The organism is Bacillus paramobilis (assembly GCF_038096195.1).
GTDB lineage: Bacteria > Bacillota > Bacilli > Bacillales > Bacillaceae_G > Bacillus_A > Bacillus_A mobilis.
Genome location: NZ_CP151108.1, coordinates 4,838,015 through 4,856,682, shown reverse-complemented (window position 1 = coordinate 4,856,682; position 18,668 = coordinate 4,838,015). Strand labels below are relative to the sequence as shown.

20 protein-coding genes and 1 other annotated feature are annotated in these 18,668 nt (G+C 36.6%); of the genes, 16 read left to right on the top strand and 4 right to left on the bottom strand.

What is annotated here, in order from left to right:
• Positions 1-23 precede the first annotated feature (23 nt).
• A complete protein-coding gene (locus tag AABL52_RS24870; RefSeq protein ID WP_341518634.1) occupies positions 24-1,568 on the top strand; it encodes an ABC-F family ATP-binding cassette domain-containing protein in 1,545 nt (514 codons plus the stop codon).
• 448 nt (positions 1,569-2,016) lie between these two features.
• Here the strand turns inward: AABL52_RS24870 and AABL52_RS24865 are convergent, their stop codons facing one another.
• Entirely contained in the window at positions 2,017-4,041 is a 2,025-nt protein-coding gene (locus AABL52_RS24865; RefSeq protein ID WP_341518633.1) for a glycosyl hydrolase family 18 protein, read from the bottom strand.
• Positions 4,042-4,447: 406 nt separating this feature from the next.
• On the opposite strand from AABL52_RS24865, the gene AABL52_RS24860 reads away from it, so the two are divergent.
• From AABL52_RS24860 to AABL52_RS24825, 8 genes are all read left to right on the top strand, one after another.
• Complete coding sequence (locus tag AABL52_RS24860; protein ID WP_000382352.1) at positions 4,448-4,819, top strand: DnaJ family domain-containing protein; 372 nt, start codon at positions 4,448-4,450, stop codon at positions 4,817-4,819.
• 10 nt (positions 4,820-4,829) lie between these two features.
• Positions 4,830-5,144: a thioredoxin family protein gene (locus tag AABL52_RS24855; protein ID WP_001091214.1), complete on the top strand. Its 315-nt coding sequence runs from the start codon at positions 4,830-4,832 to the stop codon at positions 5,142-5,144.
• Between the two features lie 13 nt (positions 5,145-5,157).
• Positions 5,158-5,409, top strand: a complete 252-nt coding sequence (locus tag AABL52_RS24850; protein ID WP_000394367.1) for a hypothetical protein — start codon at positions 5,158-5,160, stop codon at positions 5,407-5,409.
• A 126-nt stretch (positions 5,410-5,535) separates the two neighbouring features.
• A complete protein-coding gene (locus tag AABL52_RS24845; protein ID WP_000817982.1) occupies positions 5,536-5,679 on the top strand; it encodes a hypothetical protein in 144 nt (47 codons plus the stop codon).
• Positions 5,680-5,759: 80 nt separating this feature from the next.
• A complete protein-coding gene (locus tag AABL52_RS24840) occupies positions 5,760-6,341 on the top strand; it encodes a TetR/AcrR family transcriptional regulator (protein WP_341518632.1) in 582 nt (193 codons plus the stop codon).
• Positions 6,342-6,407: 66 nt separating this feature from the next.
• Positions 6,408-7,640 (top strand): MFS transporter, encoded by a 1,233-nt coding sequence (locus AABL52_RS24835; protein WP_341518631.1) that lies wholly within the window; start codon positions 6,408-6,410, stop codon positions 7,638-7,640.
• Between the two features lie 56 nt (positions 7,641-7,696).
• Positions 7,697-7,948, top strand: coding sequence for a helix-turn-helix transcriptional regulator (locus AABL52_RS24830; protein ID WP_002070345.1), 252 nt, complete (start codon positions 7,697-7,699; stop codon positions 7,946-7,948).
• A gap of 12 nt (positions 7,949-7,960) precedes the next feature.
• The gene (locus tag AABL52_RS24825) at positions 7,961-8,353 is read left to right on the top strand and encodes a hypothetical protein (protein WP_000514002.1); all 393 of its coding nucleotides are present in this window, start codon (positions 7,961-7,963) and stop codon (positions 8,351-8,353) included.
• A gap of 42 nt (positions 8,354-8,395) precedes the next feature.
• On the opposite strand, the gene AABL52_RS24820 is transcribed toward AABL52_RS24825, so the two are convergent.
• Together AABL52_RS24820 and AABL52_RS24815 are read right to left on the bottom strand one after the other, a co-directional pair.
• The gene (locus AABL52_RS24820; RefSeq protein WP_341518630.1) at positions 8,396-9,679 is read right to left on the bottom strand and encodes an MFS transporter; all 1,284 of its coding nucleotides are present in this window, start codon (positions 9,677-9,679) and stop codon (positions 8,396-8,398) included.
• Between the two features lie 108 nt (positions 9,680-9,787).
• Entirely contained in the window at positions 9,788-11,101 is a 1,314-nt protein-coding gene (locus AABL52_RS24815; protein WP_341518629.1) for an ectonucleotide pyrophosphatase/phosphodiesterase, read from the bottom strand.
• 154 nt (positions 11,102-11,255) lie between these two features.
• On the opposite strand from AABL52_RS24815, the gene AABL52_RS24810 reads away from it, so the two are divergent.
• Together AABL52_RS24810 and proS are read left to right on the top strand one after the other, a co-directional pair.
• Entirely contained in the window at positions 11,256-11,549 is a 294-nt protein-coding gene (locus tag AABL52_RS24810; protein ID WP_000383867.1) for a YesK-like family protein, read from the top strand.
• Between the two features lie 93 nt (positions 11,550-11,642).
• Positions 11,643-11,849, top strand: a binding site (T-box leader).
• Between the two features lie 46 nt (positions 11,850-11,895).
• Positions 11,896-13,326 carry a proline--tRNA ligase gene (gene proS, locus AABL52_RS24805; protein WP_097844102.1) on the top strand — a complete coding sequence of 477 codons (1,431 nt, stop codon included), beginning with the start codon at positions 11,896-11,898 and terminating at the stop codon, positions 13,324-13,326.
• Between the two features lie 114 nt (positions 13,327-13,440).
• Here the strand turns inward: proS and AABL52_RS24800 are convergent, their stop codons facing one another.
• Complete coding sequence (locus tag AABL52_RS24800) at positions 13,441-14,649, bottom strand: cell wall anchor protein (protein ID WP_341518628.1); 1,209 nt, start codon at positions 14,647-14,649, stop codon at positions 13,441-13,443.
• 202 nt (positions 14,650-14,851) lie between these two features.
• Between AABL52_RS24800 and AABL52_RS24795 the strand changes: the two genes are divergently transcribed.
• The 5 genes from AABL52_RS24795 to AABL52_RS24775 all read left to right on the top strand — a co-directional run bounded on the left by AABL52_RS24795 (position 14,852) and on the right by AABL52_RS24775 (position 18,586).
• Entirely contained in the window at positions 14,852-15,730 is an 879-nt protein-coding gene (locus AABL52_RS24795; RefSeq protein WP_097844100.1) for an ROK family protein, read from the top strand.
• Positions 15,731-15,858: 128 nt separating this feature from the next.
• On the top strand, positions 15,859-16,455 hold the full coding sequence (locus AABL52_RS24790) for a TerD family protein (protein WP_001121594.1): 597 nt from the start codon (positions 15,859-15,861) through the stop codon (positions 16,453-16,455).
• A gap of 23 nt (positions 16,456-16,478) precedes the next feature.
• Complete coding sequence (locus tag AABL52_RS24785; protein ID WP_000146729.1) at positions 16,479-17,063, top strand: TerD family protein; 585 nt, start codon at positions 16,479-16,481, stop codon at positions 17,061-17,063.
• An 80-nt stretch (positions 17,064-17,143) separates the two neighbouring features.
• Positions 17,144-17,722, top strand: coding sequence for a TerD family protein (locus AABL52_RS24780; RefSeq protein WP_000236651.1), 579 nt, complete (start codon positions 17,144-17,146; stop codon positions 17,720-17,722).
• A 72-nt stretch (positions 17,723-17,794) separates the two neighbouring features.
• A complete protein-coding gene (locus tag AABL52_RS24775) occupies positions 17,795-18,586 on the top strand; it encodes a TerC family protein (protein WP_000025698.1) in 792 nt (263 codons plus the stop codon).
• Positions 18,587-18,668: the final 82 nt, after the last annotated feature.

Below are 18,668 nucleotides of genomic sequence, written 5' to 3'. Positions count from 1 at the left end.
CTATAAGTAGAGGAGAGAAAAAAATGAGTATATTAACAGTAGAAAATTTAAGTCATTCGTATGGTGAGAAAACCATTTTATATAATGCGTGTTTTCGACTATTAAAGGGCGAGCATGTTGGGTTAGTTGGGAAAAATGGAATTGGAAAATCAACATTGTTAAGGATTTTAACAGGAGAACTTATACATGATGACGGAAACATTGAATGGTTTCCACATGTGAAGATAGGTTTTTTACAGCAGCATATGGATTTACAAGAGGGAATAACAATTGAGGGATACTTACAAAGTGCATTTTCTAATTTGTATGCGATTGAGTGTGAAATGTTAAAAATTGCTGAAGAAATGAATGGAGCAGGAGAAATAGAAAAACTGTTAGTAAAGTATGGAGAATTACAAACTATATTGGAAAGTTCTAATTTCTATCAAATTCATACAGAAATTGAAGAAGTAGCAATCGGCTTAGGCTTACTTGAAATAGGCTTGAAAAAGGATGTTTCACAGTTAAGTGGAGGACAGCGAACAAAGTTATTACTTGGGAAGCTCCTTTTAGAAAAAGCTGATGTTTTATTGCTAGATGAGCCAACAAACTATTTAGATACAGCCCATATAGAATGGTTGCAATCGTATTTGAGACAGTATGAAAAAGCTTATGTGATCATTTCACATGACGAAGTATTTTTGAACAGTATTACGAATGTTATTTATCATCTAGAAGAACGGAAAGTGAAGCGGTACGTAGGAAGTTATGAAAAATTTGTGCAAAGTTATCAATTGCAAAGGAAACAATTACAATCGGCGCGTGCGAAACAACAAAAAGAAATTGCTCAGTTAGAAACATTTATTCAAAAAAATAAAATTCGAAAAGCGAAACAGGCCAAAAGTCGAGAGAAAGTATTGGAGAAAATGCAAAGGATCGAAAAGGTTAATCATGTACCTCGATCCCGTTTTGATTTCAATGTTTATGAGGAGCCAGTTAGTCGCGTATTACAGGCTGAAAAACTAAGGATAGGATATAGTTCTCCGTTATTTCCAGAATTGAATTTGCAAGTCAAAAAAGGGGAAAAGATAGCGATTGTTGGTCATAATGGAATTGGAAAAACGACAATGTTAAAAACGTTATTAGGTCAAATAAAGCCGCTAAGCGGTTCAATTTCTGTTGGAGAACGAGTAAATCCTGCTTATTTTGCGCAGGAAGAGTTTGCTTCAGAAACAACACCATTAGAAAAAGTTTGGGCAGAACGACCAGATATGACAAAGAAAGAAGTACGCCAAGCATTAGCAAAGTGTGGATTGAAAGAAGAACATGTATTAAAACCTATTCGTTTATTAAGCGGCGGGGAACAAACGAAAGTACGTTTATGTGAACTTATCGTAACAAAAAGCAATGTTTTAATTTTAGATGAACCGACTAATCATTTGGATATAGAAACAAAGAAGTCTTTGCAGGAAGCGTTACAACAATATACAGGAACGGTTTTACTGGTCTCACATGAGCCTTCTTTCTATGAAGCGTGGATCACAAAAGTATGGAATATAGAAGAATGGAACGCTGAACAATATGAATAAAGAAAAGGCATTAGCTTATATAAGCTAATGCCTTTTCTTTGTGATTAACATGATTTTCGAGAACTCTTACATGAGAATTGTATGAAGAAGCACTCTTATGGTGCGCTTATAAGCGTGCTTTTTCTTATGTTATGTTTATATTTAGATGCCTTTCCCTAATAGGCGACTATCTTTTCTTTATATATATAGATAGTTTAAAGTGGAATGAAAAATAATTCCTATATGTAAAGGATAATGTGATTAGTATAGGAAGACAATAGAACTTAAAGGAAATTCATGTAAAATTCAGATGAACTTCACATGAACTTCATATTATAAACTAAATATAATTATAATAGGTTATCTTAATGTAGATTTGCGATTTTTCATAAAATTAGAAGTTTGAATTTAGGTCAGAGCACTCAAACCTAAATTCAAACTTTAGTGAAGTAATTAATGGAGGTTACGTTTAGTTTTCGCTAATGGATGCATTTAAAAGTTCAGCAGGATTGCCTGTTCCTGCTCCTCCGATTGTAACAGACCCACCAGGAAGAATTTCACCATTCCATCCTGCATTCGTAATTACGTAATGATTATTTATTTTACTACTAATTTTAGAATCCCAAACTTGTGTTAAATTGCCGTTATAATCAAATTCTAATTTCCAGTTTTTAATAGGAGTCGTTCCGCTATTTTTAATTACAATCGAGAAGTTGTAACCGCTCCCCCAATTTGAAGTGACTGAAAAGGTAGCATTGCCATTTCCACCAGGAGGTGTTGTGCTAGCGTCATCTGTTTTTACAAGAATGGAAGTAGGCTGTGATTTATTCCCCGCAGCATCCTTTGCTAATATTGAAAACGTATATTCTGTATTAGGTTTTAAGTTTTTAATTGTAATACTATTTGTTGTTGTACTCCATTTTTCTTCTCCGGCAGTAATTTCATATTCAGTAACGCCTACGTTATCAGTAGATGCAGTCCAGTTTAATTGAACTGAGTTTGAATTTTTATTTGTAACAGCAATATTTTTTATGTTTGTTGGGGGCTCAGTATCTTTTTGAGCAATAGGTCCACCAAGTAATTCTTTTACTAACGTATCAAGTAATTTTGGTCCACTACAACTATATTTTGGACTTGTACGGCAATCCCCGCTTAGTTCCCAAAACATTGCGCCACTTAAACCCTTTGTCTTTATATAGTCTGTTTTATATTTCATAGATTCGTTGTCATCATAGCTAATAAACGTTCCTGTAGTCGTATTATATAAATAAGGTACTTTCGCTACATCGTTCCATCCGCGAACAAAACCATTTTTATTCACATAATTAGCTGCTAAATCACCGTAATCGTACACACCTGTGTCACCGGTAGAATAATCATCCCAAGTACCTTTAGAAGCTAGCTTTCCGTCACTACCTGGTTTACAAGGTTGGTATTGCCCATTATTTTCTTTTCCGCAACTTTTCCATCCACGTCCGTAAAAAGGTACACCTAATACGAGTTTATCCGCTGGAACCCCTTCATTTGTATAAATGTCTATCGCACCATCTACGTAAAATTTCGTATCCGCTGCTGGGTCATTTGGATCTTTGTATAGTGCTGCATTATGGTTAGAAGTAGCTTCCCATCCACCATGGAAATCATATGTCATAATATTAATCCAATCCAGTATTTGAGAGATCTTCTTTAGCTCTGTATGATCCGCATAACGTTGGCTTGCACCTGACGCGATTGTTAGTAAATATTGTTTTCCATCTTCTGCAGTAGCTTTCGTTAATGCATTTCGAACATCTTGAAGAAGTAGGGTGAAGTTTTGTTTATCTTCAGGACGATAACTACCACCAGGAATCGTTTCAACACCCGGGTATTCCCAGTCTAAATCAACGCCGTCAAATCCATATTCGCGAAGAAAAGCTACTGTAGATTCAGCAAATATTTTTCTTGTTTTTTCATCAGCGGCCATATCAGAAAAACGGTTAGACCAAGTCCAGCCACCAACGGAAATAATTGTTTTTAAGTGAGGATACTTAGCTTTTAATCGTTTCAGTTCTCCGAAATTTCCGCAGCGGGCATATTTATCACAATCTTCCCAAGTTGTACCCGACCCCGGATAAGATTTTGTGACATCAGCCCACGGTTCACCGAGTACGAGAGTACCATTAGGGACCTCTTTATTTTGCAGTGGTACACCAGATTCTTTACAGTTCCAAGTTTGTTTATTTGGATTATCCGGATGAGTAGAAGGGTTTCCATGTTTTCCATTCCAGCAAATATCAGCGAAAGCATAGTTTAAATGAGTTAGCTTTGATGCATCAATGTCTGCAACTTGATAATTACGTCCGTAAATGCCCCATGAAGGAAAATACCCAACAATTTTTTGACCTTGCTTTGGTGAATCTGCTAATGCGAAATTTGGAGTAATAAAGTTTGTGAGAAAAAGAGGTAAGAAGAGTAGTAGGGATAGTAATAGCAGCGTGAATTTTTTTGATCTCATGGTCATTTCTCCTTTCAAAATAAAAGATATATTTAAAGGCATGCGCCAATAAACCAAAATGAATCTAGACGTATGAAACTTTAATCAGTGGTGGGGGTCTTACTGCCCATTAAAGCGGGATAAAAATGATCAGACATCACGAAGTCTATACAAGGGAGCTGGGGGTGATTAAATCGTAGCAAATGTAAGATTTGGTGTAAACGCTTTATTTGATTTGAAAAGACTTTCTCAATATGAAGTGGCTCTAATACAGATTACACATGAAAATAAAATATTGATTAGGGGGAAAAAGGCTTCTTGTAATTAAATTTGAGAAAAAATTGTATGAAGTCAATTTGTAATAGCGTAGCGAGATGAGGAAATATCATGTAAAATAATAGTAAAAATATGTAAAGGAGCGAATGGTGTGGATGTCTTTTTGAACATTGCTGAAGAAAAAATTCGACAAGCAATACGGAATGGAGACCTTGATCATATTCCGGGAAAAGGAAAACCACTACAATTAGAAGACCTTTCAATGGTACCTCCAGAGCTTAGAATGAGTTATAAAATTTTAAAAAATGCGGGCATGATTCCACCAGAAATGGAACTACAAAAAGATATATTAAAAATAGAAGACTTAATTGCGTGCTGTTATGATGAAGCAGAGAGAAAGGAATTACAAGAAGAGTTAACAGCAAAAACGCTTCGTTTTCAGCAGGTAATGGAAAAGAGAAAGATTAAAGATAGTTCAGCTTTTCGTATGTATCAGGGTAAAGTATTTCGTAAATTACGCTAAGAGGGATAAGATGAATACATTTGAAACGATAGAAGAATTAGCAACATATATTGAAGAACAACAATTAGTGCTGCTTTTTATTAAAACAGAAAATTGTGGTGTTTGTGATGTTATGCTAAGAAAAGTAAATAGCGTACTAGAGAATTATGATTACGTAGAGAAAGTAGAAATATTACTACAAGACATGCAAGAGATCGCGGGGCGATATGCAGTATTTACAGGGCCAACAGTTTTATTATTTTATAATGGAAAAGAGATCCTTCGTGAATCGCGCTTCATTTCACTTGAAAATTTAGAGAGAACCATTCAATTATTCGAAGATTAAGGGAGGATTTTATATGGAATTTATTATTGTCATACTATTATTTGTTGTAGTTGGAACGATTGTAACAGCAGTGCGATCAAACAAAAAGAAGGTAAATCTTACAAAACAAAATAACATTCATAATTCATCTAACAACTCATCACCATTATTTTTCTTTGCTGGATCTGATAATGATAGCTCGCATGGAGGTTCACATGATTGTGGAGGATCTTTCGGTGGAGATAGCGGAGGCAGCTGCGATGGTGGCGGAGGTGGCGGTGATTGATGAGAATACGCCCTATATGGGGCGTATTTCTTTTTAAACAAACGTTTGATTAGTTGGCTTACATATGCATAAAAACAGTTAAACAAACGTTTGATTAATATTTTTAACGTAATAAGGGGAATAGAAATGAAAAGGGAACCGAAAGTGAAAAATAAGGGGAAAGTAGTGTTATTTTTATTAGCTGCGGGAGGCGTATTTCTTGTTAAATTAGGATTTAAAATTGGAATAATACATATGATTCGAATGTGGTTTGAAAGTACGTTTTCTTAAATAAGGAATATAGCCTCTTGTAATAGAGGTTTTTAATTTGTTATTATTAGACTGAACGGTCGGTTTAAAGAGGTGTGAATATGAGAAGAAGCGCAGAAGAGATAAAGAAAGAAATTGCCTATAAAGCAGAAAGTCTGTTTTCACAGAAGGGTTATGCAGCTACATCTATGGAAGAGATTTGTGAAATTACAGAGCGAAGTAAAGGAAGCATTTATTATCACTTTAAAAGTAAAGAAGAATTATTTTTATTTGTAGTGAAACAGCATACGTATGATTGGCTTGAAAAATGGAATGAAAAAGAGAAGTTGTATAGTACGAATACTGAAAAACTATATGGTCTCGCGGAATATCATGTCGAGGACATACAGCAACCAATTTCAAATGCAATAGAGGAATTCTCTATGAGCCAAGTTGTAAGTAAAGAGATTTTGGATGAACTATTGGCTTTAACTAGAGAATCATATGTTATGTTTGAGAAACTAATTGAAGCAGGCATACAGTCTGGAGAGTTTCGCGAAGATAATACGCGCGACCTTATGTATATTGTGAATGGATTATTATCAGGGCTTGGAGTACTTTACTACGAGTTAGATCATAAAGAGCTGCAACGTATTTATAAAAAGGCAATAGATGTATTGTTAAAAGGAATGGCAGCTGAATAATAAGTCAGTTGCTTTTCTTACAAAACAAATTAGACCGAACGGTCGGTTTATGAAAGGGGAATGAAAATGAACGCTTTATTTAAAAATCGAGCATTTATGCTCGTTATGGCATCTGATATTTTACAACAATTTGCAATTTGGATCAGAAATATGGCTCTTTTGTATTTCATAATGGAGCGAACGAATAATGATCCAGTTTCAGTTTCTTTGTTATCGGTTATGGAATATGCACCTATTTTTATTTTCTCGTTTATCGGTGGGGCGCTAGCTGATCGCTGGAATCCGAAAAGAACGATGGTTGCTGGAGATGTATTAAGTGTACTGTCTATTATAGGAATTGTCTTGTTGTTAAAGCTGGATTATTGGCAGGCTATATTTTTTGCAACACTTATTTCCGCGATTGTAGGTCAGTTTTCTCAGCCATCATCTTCGCGTATATTTAAGCGCTACGTAAAAGAAGAACAGGTAGCAAATGCGATTGCATTTAACCAAACATTACAGTCATTATTTCTAATTTTCGGACCAGTGGTAGGATCGCTTGTGTATACACAACTTGGTTTATTTACATCACTATATAGCTTAATCATTTTATTTTTGTTATCTGCTATCGCTCTTTCGTTTTTACCAAAATGGATGGAACAAGAGCAAGTAGCGAGAGATTCATTAAAAAATGATATAAAAGAAGGTTGGAAATATGTTCTTCATACGAAAAATTTACGTATGATTACGATTACTTTCACCATTATGGGCTTAGCTGTTGGACTAACGAATCCATTAGAAGTGTTTCTTGTAATTGAACGGCTTGGAATGGAAAAAGAAGCCGTTCAATATTTAGCCGCAGCTGATGGAATAGGTATGTTAATTGGTGGTATTGTTGCTGCAGTTTTCGCTTCAAAAGTGAACCCGAAAAAGATGTTTGTATTCGGTATGAGCATATTAGCGATGTCATTTTTAGTAGAAGGGCTATCTACATCATTTTGGATTACTAGTTTCATGAGGTTTGGAACAGGTATTTGTTTAGCTTGTGTTAATATCGTTGTCGGTACGCTTATGATTCAACTTGTACCAGAAAATATGATTGGAAGAGTAAATGGAACAATTTTACCACTGTTTATGGGGGCAATGTTAATTGGAACTTCACTAGCTGGAGGATTGAAGGAGATGACCTCACTAGTTACTGTATTTTGTATAGCAATGACACTTATTTTATTGGCGATAGGGCCGGTTCTACGCATGCAAATAAATAAAGAAGGTGTCACTAATAAAGAGGAACTAACAAATTCGTTAGCTTCGAAATAACCATTGTAAGGGAGCAGAGTTGCTCCTTTTTCTTGTGGCAATCTTTTGACAATGAAATGCCCCAACTATATACTGATGATGTAAAAACGATTTTACAGGTTAGGAGAAATGGTGTGAAAAATCAAATCTATGAATTACGCACTGAAAACAATATTTCACAAGGTGCATTGGCTGATAAGTGTAAAGTTTCTAGACAGACGATAAATGCAATTGAGAATAATAAATATGATCCAAGCTTAGCGTTAGCATTCCGTTTAGCTGAAGTATTAGGAACAACTGTTGATAAACTATTTTTGTACAAGCTGTAGGGGGAGTAGTTGTTGGGGAAAGAGAAAATAAACCTTGTAGTTACGGCATTAGTGGCTATAAGTACGTTAGTGTTTGCACTTTATTATTGGTTAACTGAACTTCAAGTAAACTGGTATGCACTATTTATTTGTAGCATCGCATTACATTATATGTTTAAAAGTTTGGCATCGCATAATGTGGAAGGGACAACGGAGGAGAAAGAAGATGTAGAAAAACATGTATTAAGAACAAGTGCAAATGTTACGTATTATGTACTTGTTGTATTAATTTTTGGTTTGTTTTTCGCATCGGCAGGTTTTAATAAATGGATTGATTTTCATAACATACCGCTTTTGTTTGCGTTATGCGCTGCGATAGTTGTAAAGCCGGCTGTAGAATTTTTAATTGTAAGACGTTATCGATAAAATAAAGAAAAGATCCCCTTCTCATATGAAGAGGATCTTTTCTTATAGCGTTTTCGTTTTTGGACTAGGTGGTGTAACGGATGTATCATTTTCGGGAACTCTAGTTAATAAGAATCCACCGATAATGAACAGTACAATAATACTGAGGACACCAGCGTTTGTTTTTCCTGTTAATTGCGTTGTAACACCGACTAATACGGGACCCATAATTGCTGCGAATTTACCAAAGATATTATAAAATCCGAAGAATTCATTTGCAGATTCTTTAGGTACTAGTTTTGCAAAATAGGAACGGCTAAGTGCTTGAATCCCGCCCTGAGAAGTGGCAACTAACATTGCTAAAATCCAGAAATCGAGTGTCGTTTTTAAGAAATAAGCATATGTGCAGATAATGATATAAATCATAATACCGACATATAGCATCTTTTTACCTGTAAATGTTTCTGATAATTTTCCGTATAATAAAGCGAATGGACAAGCTACAATTTGTGTGACGAATAAGATGATTAATAGATTCGTTGCACTAATACCGAGATCTGTTCCGTAAGCGGTGGACATAGTAATAATTGTATCGACCCCATCAATATAGAAAAAGTAAGCGATTAGGAACATGAATACAGTTTTATATTCTTTAATATTTTTAAAAGTAGCAGCAAGGCGTTTGAAGCTCATTGTAATTGGTCTAGGGTGACGTTCAATATAGTGCGTTTGCTCTACGTTTTTTAGCATTGGAATCGTAAATAACCCCCACCAAAGAGCTGTTATCGCAAATGAAATTTGACTAGCAATACCAACAGATAAAGGGATAGTTCCTTTTTGAGAAAGAATAATAAGAGCGATACAACCGATAAAAGGAATAGTACTCCCAATATAGCCTAATGCGAAACCTCGCGTAGAAATTCGATCCATTCTATCTTCAGAAGTGACATCTACTAAAAATGCATCATAAAAGATGTTTGCCCCCGCAAAACCGATTAATGCGAGCATATAGCATCCTAGTAATAAGTACCACTGAGATGTTGGGACGACTGCTAGCATACTTGTAAATACGATACCGAGTCCAAAGAAGAATGTGAAAAATCGTTTTTTAAATCCTTTATAATCAGCAACTGTGCCGAGAATAGGAGCAAGTATAGAAATTAAAAGTGTAGCGAATGAGTTTGCATATCCCCAATATGCTGTTGAAGTTGCACCAGATAGTCCAGCTTCTTTTGCAGCTGCTTTAAAGTAAATTGGGAATAATGCAGTTGTAATGACGAGCGAATATACTGAGTTCGCCCAATCGTATAATATCCAGCTTTTTTCTTGTCTGGACATTTTTTTCATATAATGTTCCCCCTTAAATTTGTTCTACTAACAGTGTACAAAAATAAAAATTATAAAAAGAGAAACAGTGATGATTTTTACATAACTTTTACATATATACACAGTTCTTTACAATTGAAGTAAATCCTCTACAATTGATCCGTCTGTTTCACCTAAGTGTAAACCGAGTAGTCTAGCGATAGTTGGACCTTCATCAATAAGTCTCATATACGGGATGGTAACGCCGCTTTTTATCCCTTTCCCAGCAGCGATAAAAATTGTTTCATAGTTAGGTTTTGTCGGGGAGTATCCATGCGTACCAAATGTATATTTTTTACTAGGCGTAACGTCTTTTTCAGTAATCTCTTTTATAAAATCTCCTGTATAGTTTTCAGTGAAATAATATCCTTCTCGCGCTTCTAACATAAATAAACAATTACCATCGGCACCGCAGTCTTTTGCAGCTTCATCATGAAGTATAAATTCAATTCCATTTTGTTTATTTTGAAGTAGTTCTTCAAGTAGTAGTTGTACGTCTCGAATGGTATCAGTATCGTTCTTATCTTTCACATATACATAGGCAGATCCGTCACAACTTTGACAATAGGCCTTCCAGTCTACGAACTTTCCTTTGGAATTTATAGATATAAGCCCTTTTTGATGAAATAGTACATTTAATTGAATGGCTTTGCTTTCACTTAAAGCGCTATGATCACCAAGAGCGATAATTGTACTCTCTTCGTATAGGTCACTGTCTTTTAAAGCTTGAATAATTTTCCCTAGCCGTTCATCGTGTCTATGAATTGCAGCTATTGTTTCTTTTGATTCAAAGCCATGATAGTGTCTTTGAGTGTCTAGATCGGTGAAATGTACAAACATGACATTAGGCTTCTTCGTTTGGATTGTATGTACAGCAGAAGCAAGTACGAAATCATCGAGCTCAGGTTGTGACAAACCATTTCGTATATGGCCGAAACGACGATTTAAATTTAATTGATATAGCGGACTACCACTAAATAATGAAACTAAAACTTGATTTTGCCACGGTCTATTTGGAAAGATTTCTGGTAAATTGTAATCAATATTTGCTCTGCCGGTGACAGGCCATAGAAGGGCAGCTGTCGTTAAATTTTCTTTACGTGCTTCATCGTATAACGTTGTTCCTTTAATGGATTTTCGGTACCAATGCCAATCGGGTGACTCACGTCCAGGTTGGAGTAACGTATTGCTAACTACGCCATGTTTATTAGGGTAGTTCCCAGTAACGATTGTTGAGTGACTTGGGTATGTTACAGAAGGATAAATAGGTTCCACTTTTGTCGCAATCGCGCCCTTATTTATTAATGTTTGGAAATTAGGGAGTTTTTGTAGTATAGGAAAATCTAAAGCTGATAAGCAATCGAAAGATAAAATAATGACGCGGTTTGTTAATGCTTTATCCATAAAGTTCCCTCCTGATTATATAAAACCTATTCTTATATATTACTATTAATACCTAGTAATAAAAATATATTTTTAGGTGAAAATTTATTATTTATTTTCAGAAAAGTTAAACATATAATTAAGTATAAGGGAATGAATGGAAGGAGGGAATACTGTGGATTGGCTAGATGGATTTAGTATTTTTTATATCATTGGCGGAATTACGATTATCCTTGTATTTGCTATTTCGTATTTACTAAAGAAACGGTTTCCAAACAAACAGTTCGATATTATATTTGCACTTAGTTTAATACTTCTTTGCTTAGCATCCTTTCCGGTTACAATGATGATGATTGGTGGATGGGAAGGAATGGGATATGGATTTATTGGTTTCTTCGTTCTACTTGGTACACTTATCGGTATGATTGCACATCAACTTTTAAAAATCACGAGAAAAAGCTACGTATAAAACTGCAAAAAACGAAAAGAATATATAAAAATGAGAAAATTAGCTATTGTTTTAAAAAAGAATTTGTATTATGATAATCAACAAATTTATTTCGTTATAACGATGAAAAAGGACTAGTACATGTTTAACCTTTTTAGCAGAGAGAGAATCCGCCTGGCTGAAAGATTCTTAAAAAGATGATATGGAACCTACCTTTGAGTTCTGCATATGCAGCGGGAATTTCCCGTTATCAAAAAGAGAGCATGCGCAATTTTTGTGCATGAATCAGGGTGGTAACGCCGGCAAAGCTCGGTCCCTATTTAGGGACGCGGGCTTTTTTGTATTTTCAAAAGGAGGAAGACTGACTATGGCAAAAGAACAAGTACAAGCGATTACGAAGATGGAAGAGGACTTTGCACAGTGGTACACAGATATTGTGAAAAAAGCAGAACTTGTTGATTATTCAAGTGTAAAAGGATGTATGATTCTACGCCCGTACGGTTATGCCTTATGGGAAAATATGCAGAAAGTGATGGATGAGAAGCTAAAAGCAACTGGTCATGAAAATGTGTATATGCCAATGTTTATCCCAGAGAGTTTATTGCAAAAAGAGAAAGATCATGTAGAAGGATTTGCTCCTGAAGTAGCATGGGTGACACATGGCGGGGATGAAAAGTTAGCGGAGAGACTTTGTGTACGCCCTACATCTGAAACTTTATTCTGTGAGCATTTTTCAAAAATTGTGCAATCCTATAATGATTTGCCAAAGCTATATAATCAGTGGTGTTCAGTAGTTCGTTGGGAGAAAACAACGCGACCATTCCTTCGTACAACGGAATTCTTATGGCAAGAGGGTCATACAATTCATGAAACAGCAGAAGAATCTCAAGCTGAAACGTTACATATTTTAAATCTATATGCTTCTTTCTGTGAAGATTACTTAGCGATACCAGTAATTAAAGGACAAAAAACAGAGAAAGAAAAATTTGCAGGCGCAAAGGCAACTTATACGATTGAAAGCTTAATGCATGATGGGAAAGCACTTCAAACAGGAACATCTCATAACTTTGGAACGAATTTCTCTGAAGCATTTGATATTAAGTTTTTAGATCGTAACGGTAAGTGGCAATATGTACACCAAACATCTTGGGGGGTATCAACAAGAATGATAGGTGGACTTATTATGGTTCATAGTGATAATAATGGGCTTGTAATGCCTCCTAAAGTCGCACCAGTGCAAGTTGTTATTGTGCCAATTGCTCAGCATAAAGAAGGAGTTTTAGCGAAAGCAACAGAGTTACAAGAACATATTCAAAAGGTTGCACGCGTGAAAATAGATGCTAGTAATAAAACACCAGGCTGGAAATTTAATGAGTATGAAATGAAGGGCATTCCAATTCGACTAGAAGTTGGTCCTAAAGATATTGAAAAGAATCAAGTCGTACTTGTAAGAAGAGATACGAAAGAAAAAGAATTTATAGCAATGGATCAATTAGAAGAACGTATTCCAGCGCTACTTGAGGAAATTCATAATTCTTTATTTAATAAGGCAAAAGTATTCCGCGATGAGAATACGTATAGTGTAACGAATTTCGAAGAGATGAAAAAAGTAGCGGATGAAAAGCAAGGATTTATTAAGGCAATGTGGTGCGGAGAGTTAGCTTGTGAAGAGAAACTAAAAGAAGAAGTCGGAGTATCTTCACGCTGTATGCCTTTTGAGCAAGAGCATGTAGCTGATGAATGTATTTGTTGTGGGAAAGAAGCTAAGCAAATGGTGTATTGGGGAAAAGCGTATTAATGCTTTTGTTGATAGAGGATGAAAAGGACTTTGGGCTGCATAATAAAATGCAATCCAAAGTCCTTTTTAGTTTTACAATTTATTTCATGTATGTTTTAGATGGAAGGATGTGTTTTATTTTACATTTTTACGGCGAATAAATAGTAACATACCGATTAAGAATGTTGAAAGACCTATTAAAATAGATGCAGGATAATGTGTTGCCGTATTAGGTAACTTATCGCCTTGTTTTTTCTCATTATCTTTTACATTTCCATCTTGAGAGCCGTTGCCACCCTGAGAACTGCTATTGCCTTTAATACGGTTACCGCCCTGAGAGCCATTACCGCCTTGAGAACTGCTATCGCCTTTAACACGGTTGCCACCTTGAGAGCCATTGCCGCCAGAACCGTTACCATCGGAACCGTTGCCGCCGGAACCACTGCCACCACCCGAACCACTGCCATCAGAACCACTGCCACCACCCGAACCACTGCCATCAGAACCACTGCCATCAGAACCACTGCCATCAGAACCACTGCCATCAGAACCGTTACCGCCCGAGCCATTGCCACCCGAGCCATTGCCACCCGAGCCATTGCCACCCGAGCCATTGCCACCCGAGCCATTGCCACCCGAGCCATTGCCACCCGAGCCATTGCCACCCGAGCCATTGCCACCCGAGCCATTGCCACCCGAGCCATTGCCACCCGAGCCATTGCCACCCGAGCCATTGCCACCCGAGCCATTGCCACCCGAGCCATTGCCACCTGAGCCATTGCCACCCGAGCCATTGCCACTCGAGCCATTGCCACCTGAGCCATTGCCGCCGGAACCGTTACCACCCGAACCACTGCCATCAGAGCCGTTACCGCCCGAACCGCTACCGCCCGAACCACTGCCATCAGAGCCGTTACCGCCCGAACCGCTACCGCCCGAACCACTGCCATCAGAGCCGTTACCGCCCGAACCGCTACCGCCCGAACCGCTACCGCCCGAACCGCTACCGCCCGAGCCATTGCCGCCGGAACCACTGCCACCCGAGCCGTTACCATCGGAACCGTTACCATCGGAACCGTTGCCACCGGAACCGTTACCACCGGAACCGTTACCACCCGAACCACTACCGCCCGAGCCATTGCCATCAGAACCACTATCGTCCTGAGAACCATTGTTTCCTGGAGGTTTATTATTATCTTTTGAGTTGCCTTCGGCTAAATGATCGTTATTTTGTACAATTGCGTTTGCTGCTGGAGAGAAGTTTTCTGTTGCTGCATTACCGATATTTAAACCGCTAAAAAAAGATAAAGAGAGTGTTGATGCTAAAATGAAGATTTTCGTCATTGTTTTCCTCCTAAGAAATTAATATTCCATCTAAAATACATCCCTTTGTAATATTTCTTAGGAAAAAGAGTTTTATGCAAAAAAAACTATATATAGAAAAAGGTGGTGTATTTCTGAAGAGAGAAAAGAGTTAGTGTAAATTCTTTATAATAGTAGAGCAGTAGGAATTTTACACGCATTACAGTAGAGGAAGTGACAGCAGATGAAAGAATATATTGCATTTGATATTGGTGGTACACAAATTAAATATGGAATTGTTTCAGAAACAGGAACAGTACGAAAGCATAAAACGGTTCTAACAGAAATTCATTTGGGTGGGGAACAAATCATTCAAAAACTTATTCTTCTATCCAAACAATTAATGAATGAACATACGATTTCAGGAATTGGCATTAGTACTGCGGGAATTGTTAATATTCATAAAGGAGTTGTAACGGGAGGGACAGAGCATATTCCGAACTACGCGACTATTCCTATTATTGATAGATTGCAAGAAGTATTACAAATTCCTGTGTCCGTTGAAAATGATGTGAACTGTGCAGCTTTGGGTGAGAAGTGGAAAGGTATTGGAAACGGAAAAAGAAATTTTATTATGCTTACTCTTGGAACTGGTATTGGAGGAGCGATTTTTATAGACGGAGAGTTATACAGGGGACATTCTTTTAGTGCTGGTGAATGGGGAAATATGTTAATAGAAGGAAAGCAGTTTGAAGAGGTCGCTTCCATTTCAGGGTTAATTCGTCTTGTGCGAAAATATAAAGGTGAAAGTGATTGGAATGGAAAAACGATTTTCGAACTGTATGATAAAGGAGATAGAGAAGTTACGCAAGCGGTTGAGGTTTTCTTTAAACATTTAGCGATTGGAATTAGTAATCTTGCTTATATTTTTAATCCCGAAATGATCGTTATAGGTGGAGGAATTACTGATAGAGGAAATGAGTTCTTAAAAGAAGTAAAAGAAGAGGTAGAAAAATATTTAAACAAAGAGATTTATAGTAATTGTGAGATTGAACTTGCACAAAACGGTAATTGTGCAGGAATGATTGGTGCTATTTACCACTTCTTACATCATCATAAGTAAATTATATGAATGTTTTCATATAACTGAGAATTTATCCTTTTTATCACTAGGTAAATAATGCTACAATATAAGGGAAGAATACAATATTTTCCGCCTTGGAAAATGCTTTGTAGAAAGGAAGAAACTGCATGCCTATTATTTTAGAAAAAGGTCAAAAGATCGATTTAACGAAAGGACAACCAAAAGTAGCAAAACTACAGGTTGGCTTAGGCTGGGATCCAATTGGGCAATCAGGTGGGTTTCTGTCTTCATTATTTGGAAGTAAACCAAATGTAGATTGTGATGCATCTGTTGTTATGTTAGAAGGGGATCGTTTTGTAAACAAAAACGATTTGGTTTACTTCGGAAACAAGCTTTCTACTTGTGGTAGTATGATTCATTCAGGAGATAATTTAACAGGTGAAGGCGCTGGTGATGACGAAACAATTTTCGTAGAATTACATAAAGTTCCGAGCCGTATTAATCGTTTAGTATTCGTTGTAAATATTTATGACTGTGTAAATCGTCGTCAAGATTTCGGGATGATTCGTAATGCATATATTCGTATTCAAAACCCGCAAACTGGTGAAGAATTAGCACGCTATAATTTATCGGATAATTATGCTGGCAAAACGACTCTAATTGCAGGAGAAATGTATCGTCACGGAAGTGAATGGAAGTTTTCAGCTGTTGGAGAAGGCACACAAGATAAAAACTTAAGTGAGATTGTATCACGTTATCAATAAAATAAACCGAGGAGGAATTGTATATGGCATCAATTTCATTGAAAAAAGGACAAAAGGTCGACTTAACAAAAACGAATCCAGGTCTTTCGAAAGTTCTTGTAGGACTTGGTTGGGATACGAATCGTTATGATGGACAAAATGATTTCGATTTAGATGTTAGTATTTTCTTAGTAGGTGCTAACGGTAAAGTTTCAGGTGCAGAGGATTTCGTCTTCTATAATAACCCAAAAGGTGCGAATGGCGCTGTAGAGCATTTAGGAGATAACCGAACTGGTGAAGGTGAAGGCGATGATGAATCGATTAAAGTAGATTTGAAAAATGTACCTGCACATATCGAACGTATTTGTTTTACAATTACAATTTACGATGGAGAAGGTCGTAGCCAAAACTTCGGACAAGTTTCTAACTCTTTCGTACGCATTTTAGATGAAGAAAAGAATGCAGAGTTAATTCGTTACGACTTAGGAGAAGATTTCTCTATTGAAACAGCTGTTGTAGTAGGTGAATTATACCGTCATGCAGGTGACTGGAAGTTCAATGCAATCGGAAGTGGATTCCAAGGTGGATTAGCGTCTCTATGTAATAACTTTGGTTTAGATGTAGAGTAATAGATTAATAAATCCATCAGTGAAACGTATGTTTACTGATGGATTTATTTTTAAAAATTAAATTATAGAGGTGAATATAAATGGTTATTCAATTGCAAAAAGGACAGAAGATTGATTTAGGTAAGACAAGCCCAGGTTTAACAAAAGCAGTAATTGGTCTTGGGTGGGACATTAAATCTTATGACGGTGGATCAGATTTCGATTTAGATGCATCAGCATTCCTATTAGATGCCAATGGAAAATGTACGAAGGAAACTGATTTTATTTTCTATAATAATTTACAGTCCCCTTGCGGATCTGTTCTACATACAGGGGATAACCGCACAGGTGAAGGTGAAGGCGATGATGAACAACTTGTTGTGGACCTGAAGAAAGTTCCAGCAGATGTGCACAAAATTGCTATTACAGTTACAATTTATGATGGAGAAGGCCGTAGTCAAAACTTTGGACAAGTAGGAAACGCATTCGTTCGTTTAGCAAATGAAGAAACGAATGAAGAAGTTCTTCGTTTTGATTTAGGGGAAGATTTCTCCATCGAAACAGCAGTTGTCTTTTGTGAATTATACCGTCATAATGGACAGTGGAAGTTTAATGCAGTAGGAAGCGGTTTCCAAGGTGGCTTAGGCGCGCTTGTAAGAGCGTATGGCTTGGATGCATAGAAAGGAAACGATATTCGTTTCCTTTTTTTGACCTTTCTATAAATCTAGCAAAGAATAGGGGATATAGGTAAGATGAGTATTTTGCAAGGAATCCTTGATACGTATGCTCAGTTTTTCGACTTGGACATGTGGATTAAAGTGTTGCAAGATCCAGTATCTTGGGGATTAATAGGTACACTTGTTGTACTTGAAGGATTGTTATCTGCTGATAACGCACTTGTATTAGCAGTAATGGTAAAACACCTTCCGGAAGAAAAACGTAAAAAAGCATTATTCTATGGACTTATTGGAGCTTATGTATTTCGATTTATCGCAATTGGAATTGGAATGTTCTTAATTAAATTAGCATGGGTAAAAGTGTTAGGTGCACTTTACTTAGCATGGCTTTCAGTTAAATACTTCATTGATAAACGAAAAGGTAATGCAGAAGAAGAGGAAGCTCATGGTATGAACCAAAACAGTATTCTCTTCAGAATGTTTGGTGTCTTCTGGGGAACAGTTGCGATGGTTGAATTAATGGATATCGCGTTCTCTGTAGATAGCGTACTTGCTGCATTTGGTGTATCAAATCAAGTTTGGATTTTATTATTAGGTGGAATGCTCGGTATTTTAATGATGCGCGGTATCGCTGGTGTATTCTTAAAATTGTTAGAGCGTATTCCAGAACTTGAAACGACAGCATATATTTTAATCTTAATTATTGCAGCAAAAATGTTATTGTCTGTTATTCATATTGAAGTAAGCCATACGCTATTCTTTATTATTTTAGTTGTAGCATTTGGAGCAACGTTTATACTTCACTATATGAAGAATTCTGGACAAGCTAAAGAAGAAGTTGCAGCTACTAAAAATAATCATAAATAATTGAAATGGGTTTGCTCGTTATGCGAGCGCCCATTTTTTATAATCAAAAATAGTTTATAATAGAAGAGAGACTTTATAAAAA

Excerpts from the sequence above, each read along its gene's own strand:
- AABL52_RS24775 (WP_000025698.1), top strand. The coding sequence starts at position 17,795 with ATGAGTATTTTGCAAGGAATCCTTGATACGTATGCTCAGTTTTTCGAC.
- AABL52_RS24865 (WP_341518633.1), bottom strand. The coding sequence starts at position 4,041 with ATGAGATCAAAAAAATTCACGCTGCTATTACTATCCCTACTACTCTTC.
- proS (WP_097844102.1), top strand. The coding sequence starts at position 11,896 with ATGGCAAAAGAACAAGTACAAGCGATTACGAAGATGGAAGAGGACTTT.
- AABL52_RS24820 (WP_341518630.1), bottom strand. The coding sequence starts at position 9,679 with ATGAAAAAAATGTCCAGACAAGAAAAAAGCTGGATATTATACGATTGG.
- AABL52_RS24845 (WP_000817982.1), top strand. The coding sequence starts at position 5,536 with ATGAAAAGGGAACCGAAAGTGAAAAATAAGGGGAAAGTAGTGTTATTT.
- AABL52_RS24785 (WP_000146729.1), top strand. The coding sequence starts at position 16,479 with ATGGCATCAATTTCATTGAAAAAAGGACAAAAGGTCGACTTAACAAAA.
- AABL52_RS24800 (WP_341518628.1), bottom strand. The coding sequence starts at position 14,649 with ATGACGAAAATCTTCATTTTAGCATCAACACTCTCTTTATCTTTTTTT.
- AABL52_RS24795 (WP_097844100.1), top strand. The coding sequence starts at position 14,852 with ATGAAAGAATATATTGCATTTGATATTGGTGGTACACAAATTAAATAT.
- AABL52_RS24840 (WP_341518632.1), top strand. The coding sequence starts at position 5,760 with ATGAGAAGAAGCGCAGAAGAGATAAAGAAAGAAATTGCCTATAAAGCA.
- AABL52_RS24780 (WP_000236651.1), top strand. The coding sequence starts at position 17,144 with ATGGTTATTCAATTGCAAAAAGGACAGAAGATTGATTTAGGTAAGACA.
- AABL52_RS24830 (WP_002070345.1), top strand. The coding sequence starts at position 7,697 with ATGCCCCAACTATATACTGATGATGTAAAAACGATTTTACAGGTTAGG.
- AABL52_RS24850 (WP_000394367.1), top strand. The coding sequence starts at position 5,158 with ATGGAATTTATTATTGTCATACTATTATTTGTTGTAGTTGGAACGATT.
- AABL52_RS24855 (WP_001091214.1), top strand. The coding sequence starts at position 4,830 with ATGAATACATTTGAAACGATAGAAGAATTAGCAACATATATTGAAGAA.
- AABL52_RS24790 (WP_001121594.1), top strand. The coding sequence starts at position 15,859 with ATGCCTATTATTTTAGAAAAAGGTCAAAAGATCGATTTAACGAAAGGA.
- AABL52_RS24815 (WP_341518629.1), bottom strand. The coding sequence starts at position 11,101 with ATGGATAAAGCATTAACAAACCGCGTCATTATTTTATCTTTCGATTGC.
- AABL52_RS24870 (WP_341518634.1), top strand. The coding sequence starts at position 24 with ATGAGTATATTAACAGTAGAAAATTTAAGTCATTCGTATGGTGAGAAA.
- AABL52_RS24835 (WP_341518631.1), top strand. The coding sequence starts at position 6,408 with ATGAACGCTTTATTTAAAAATCGAGCATTTATGCTCGTTATGGCATCT.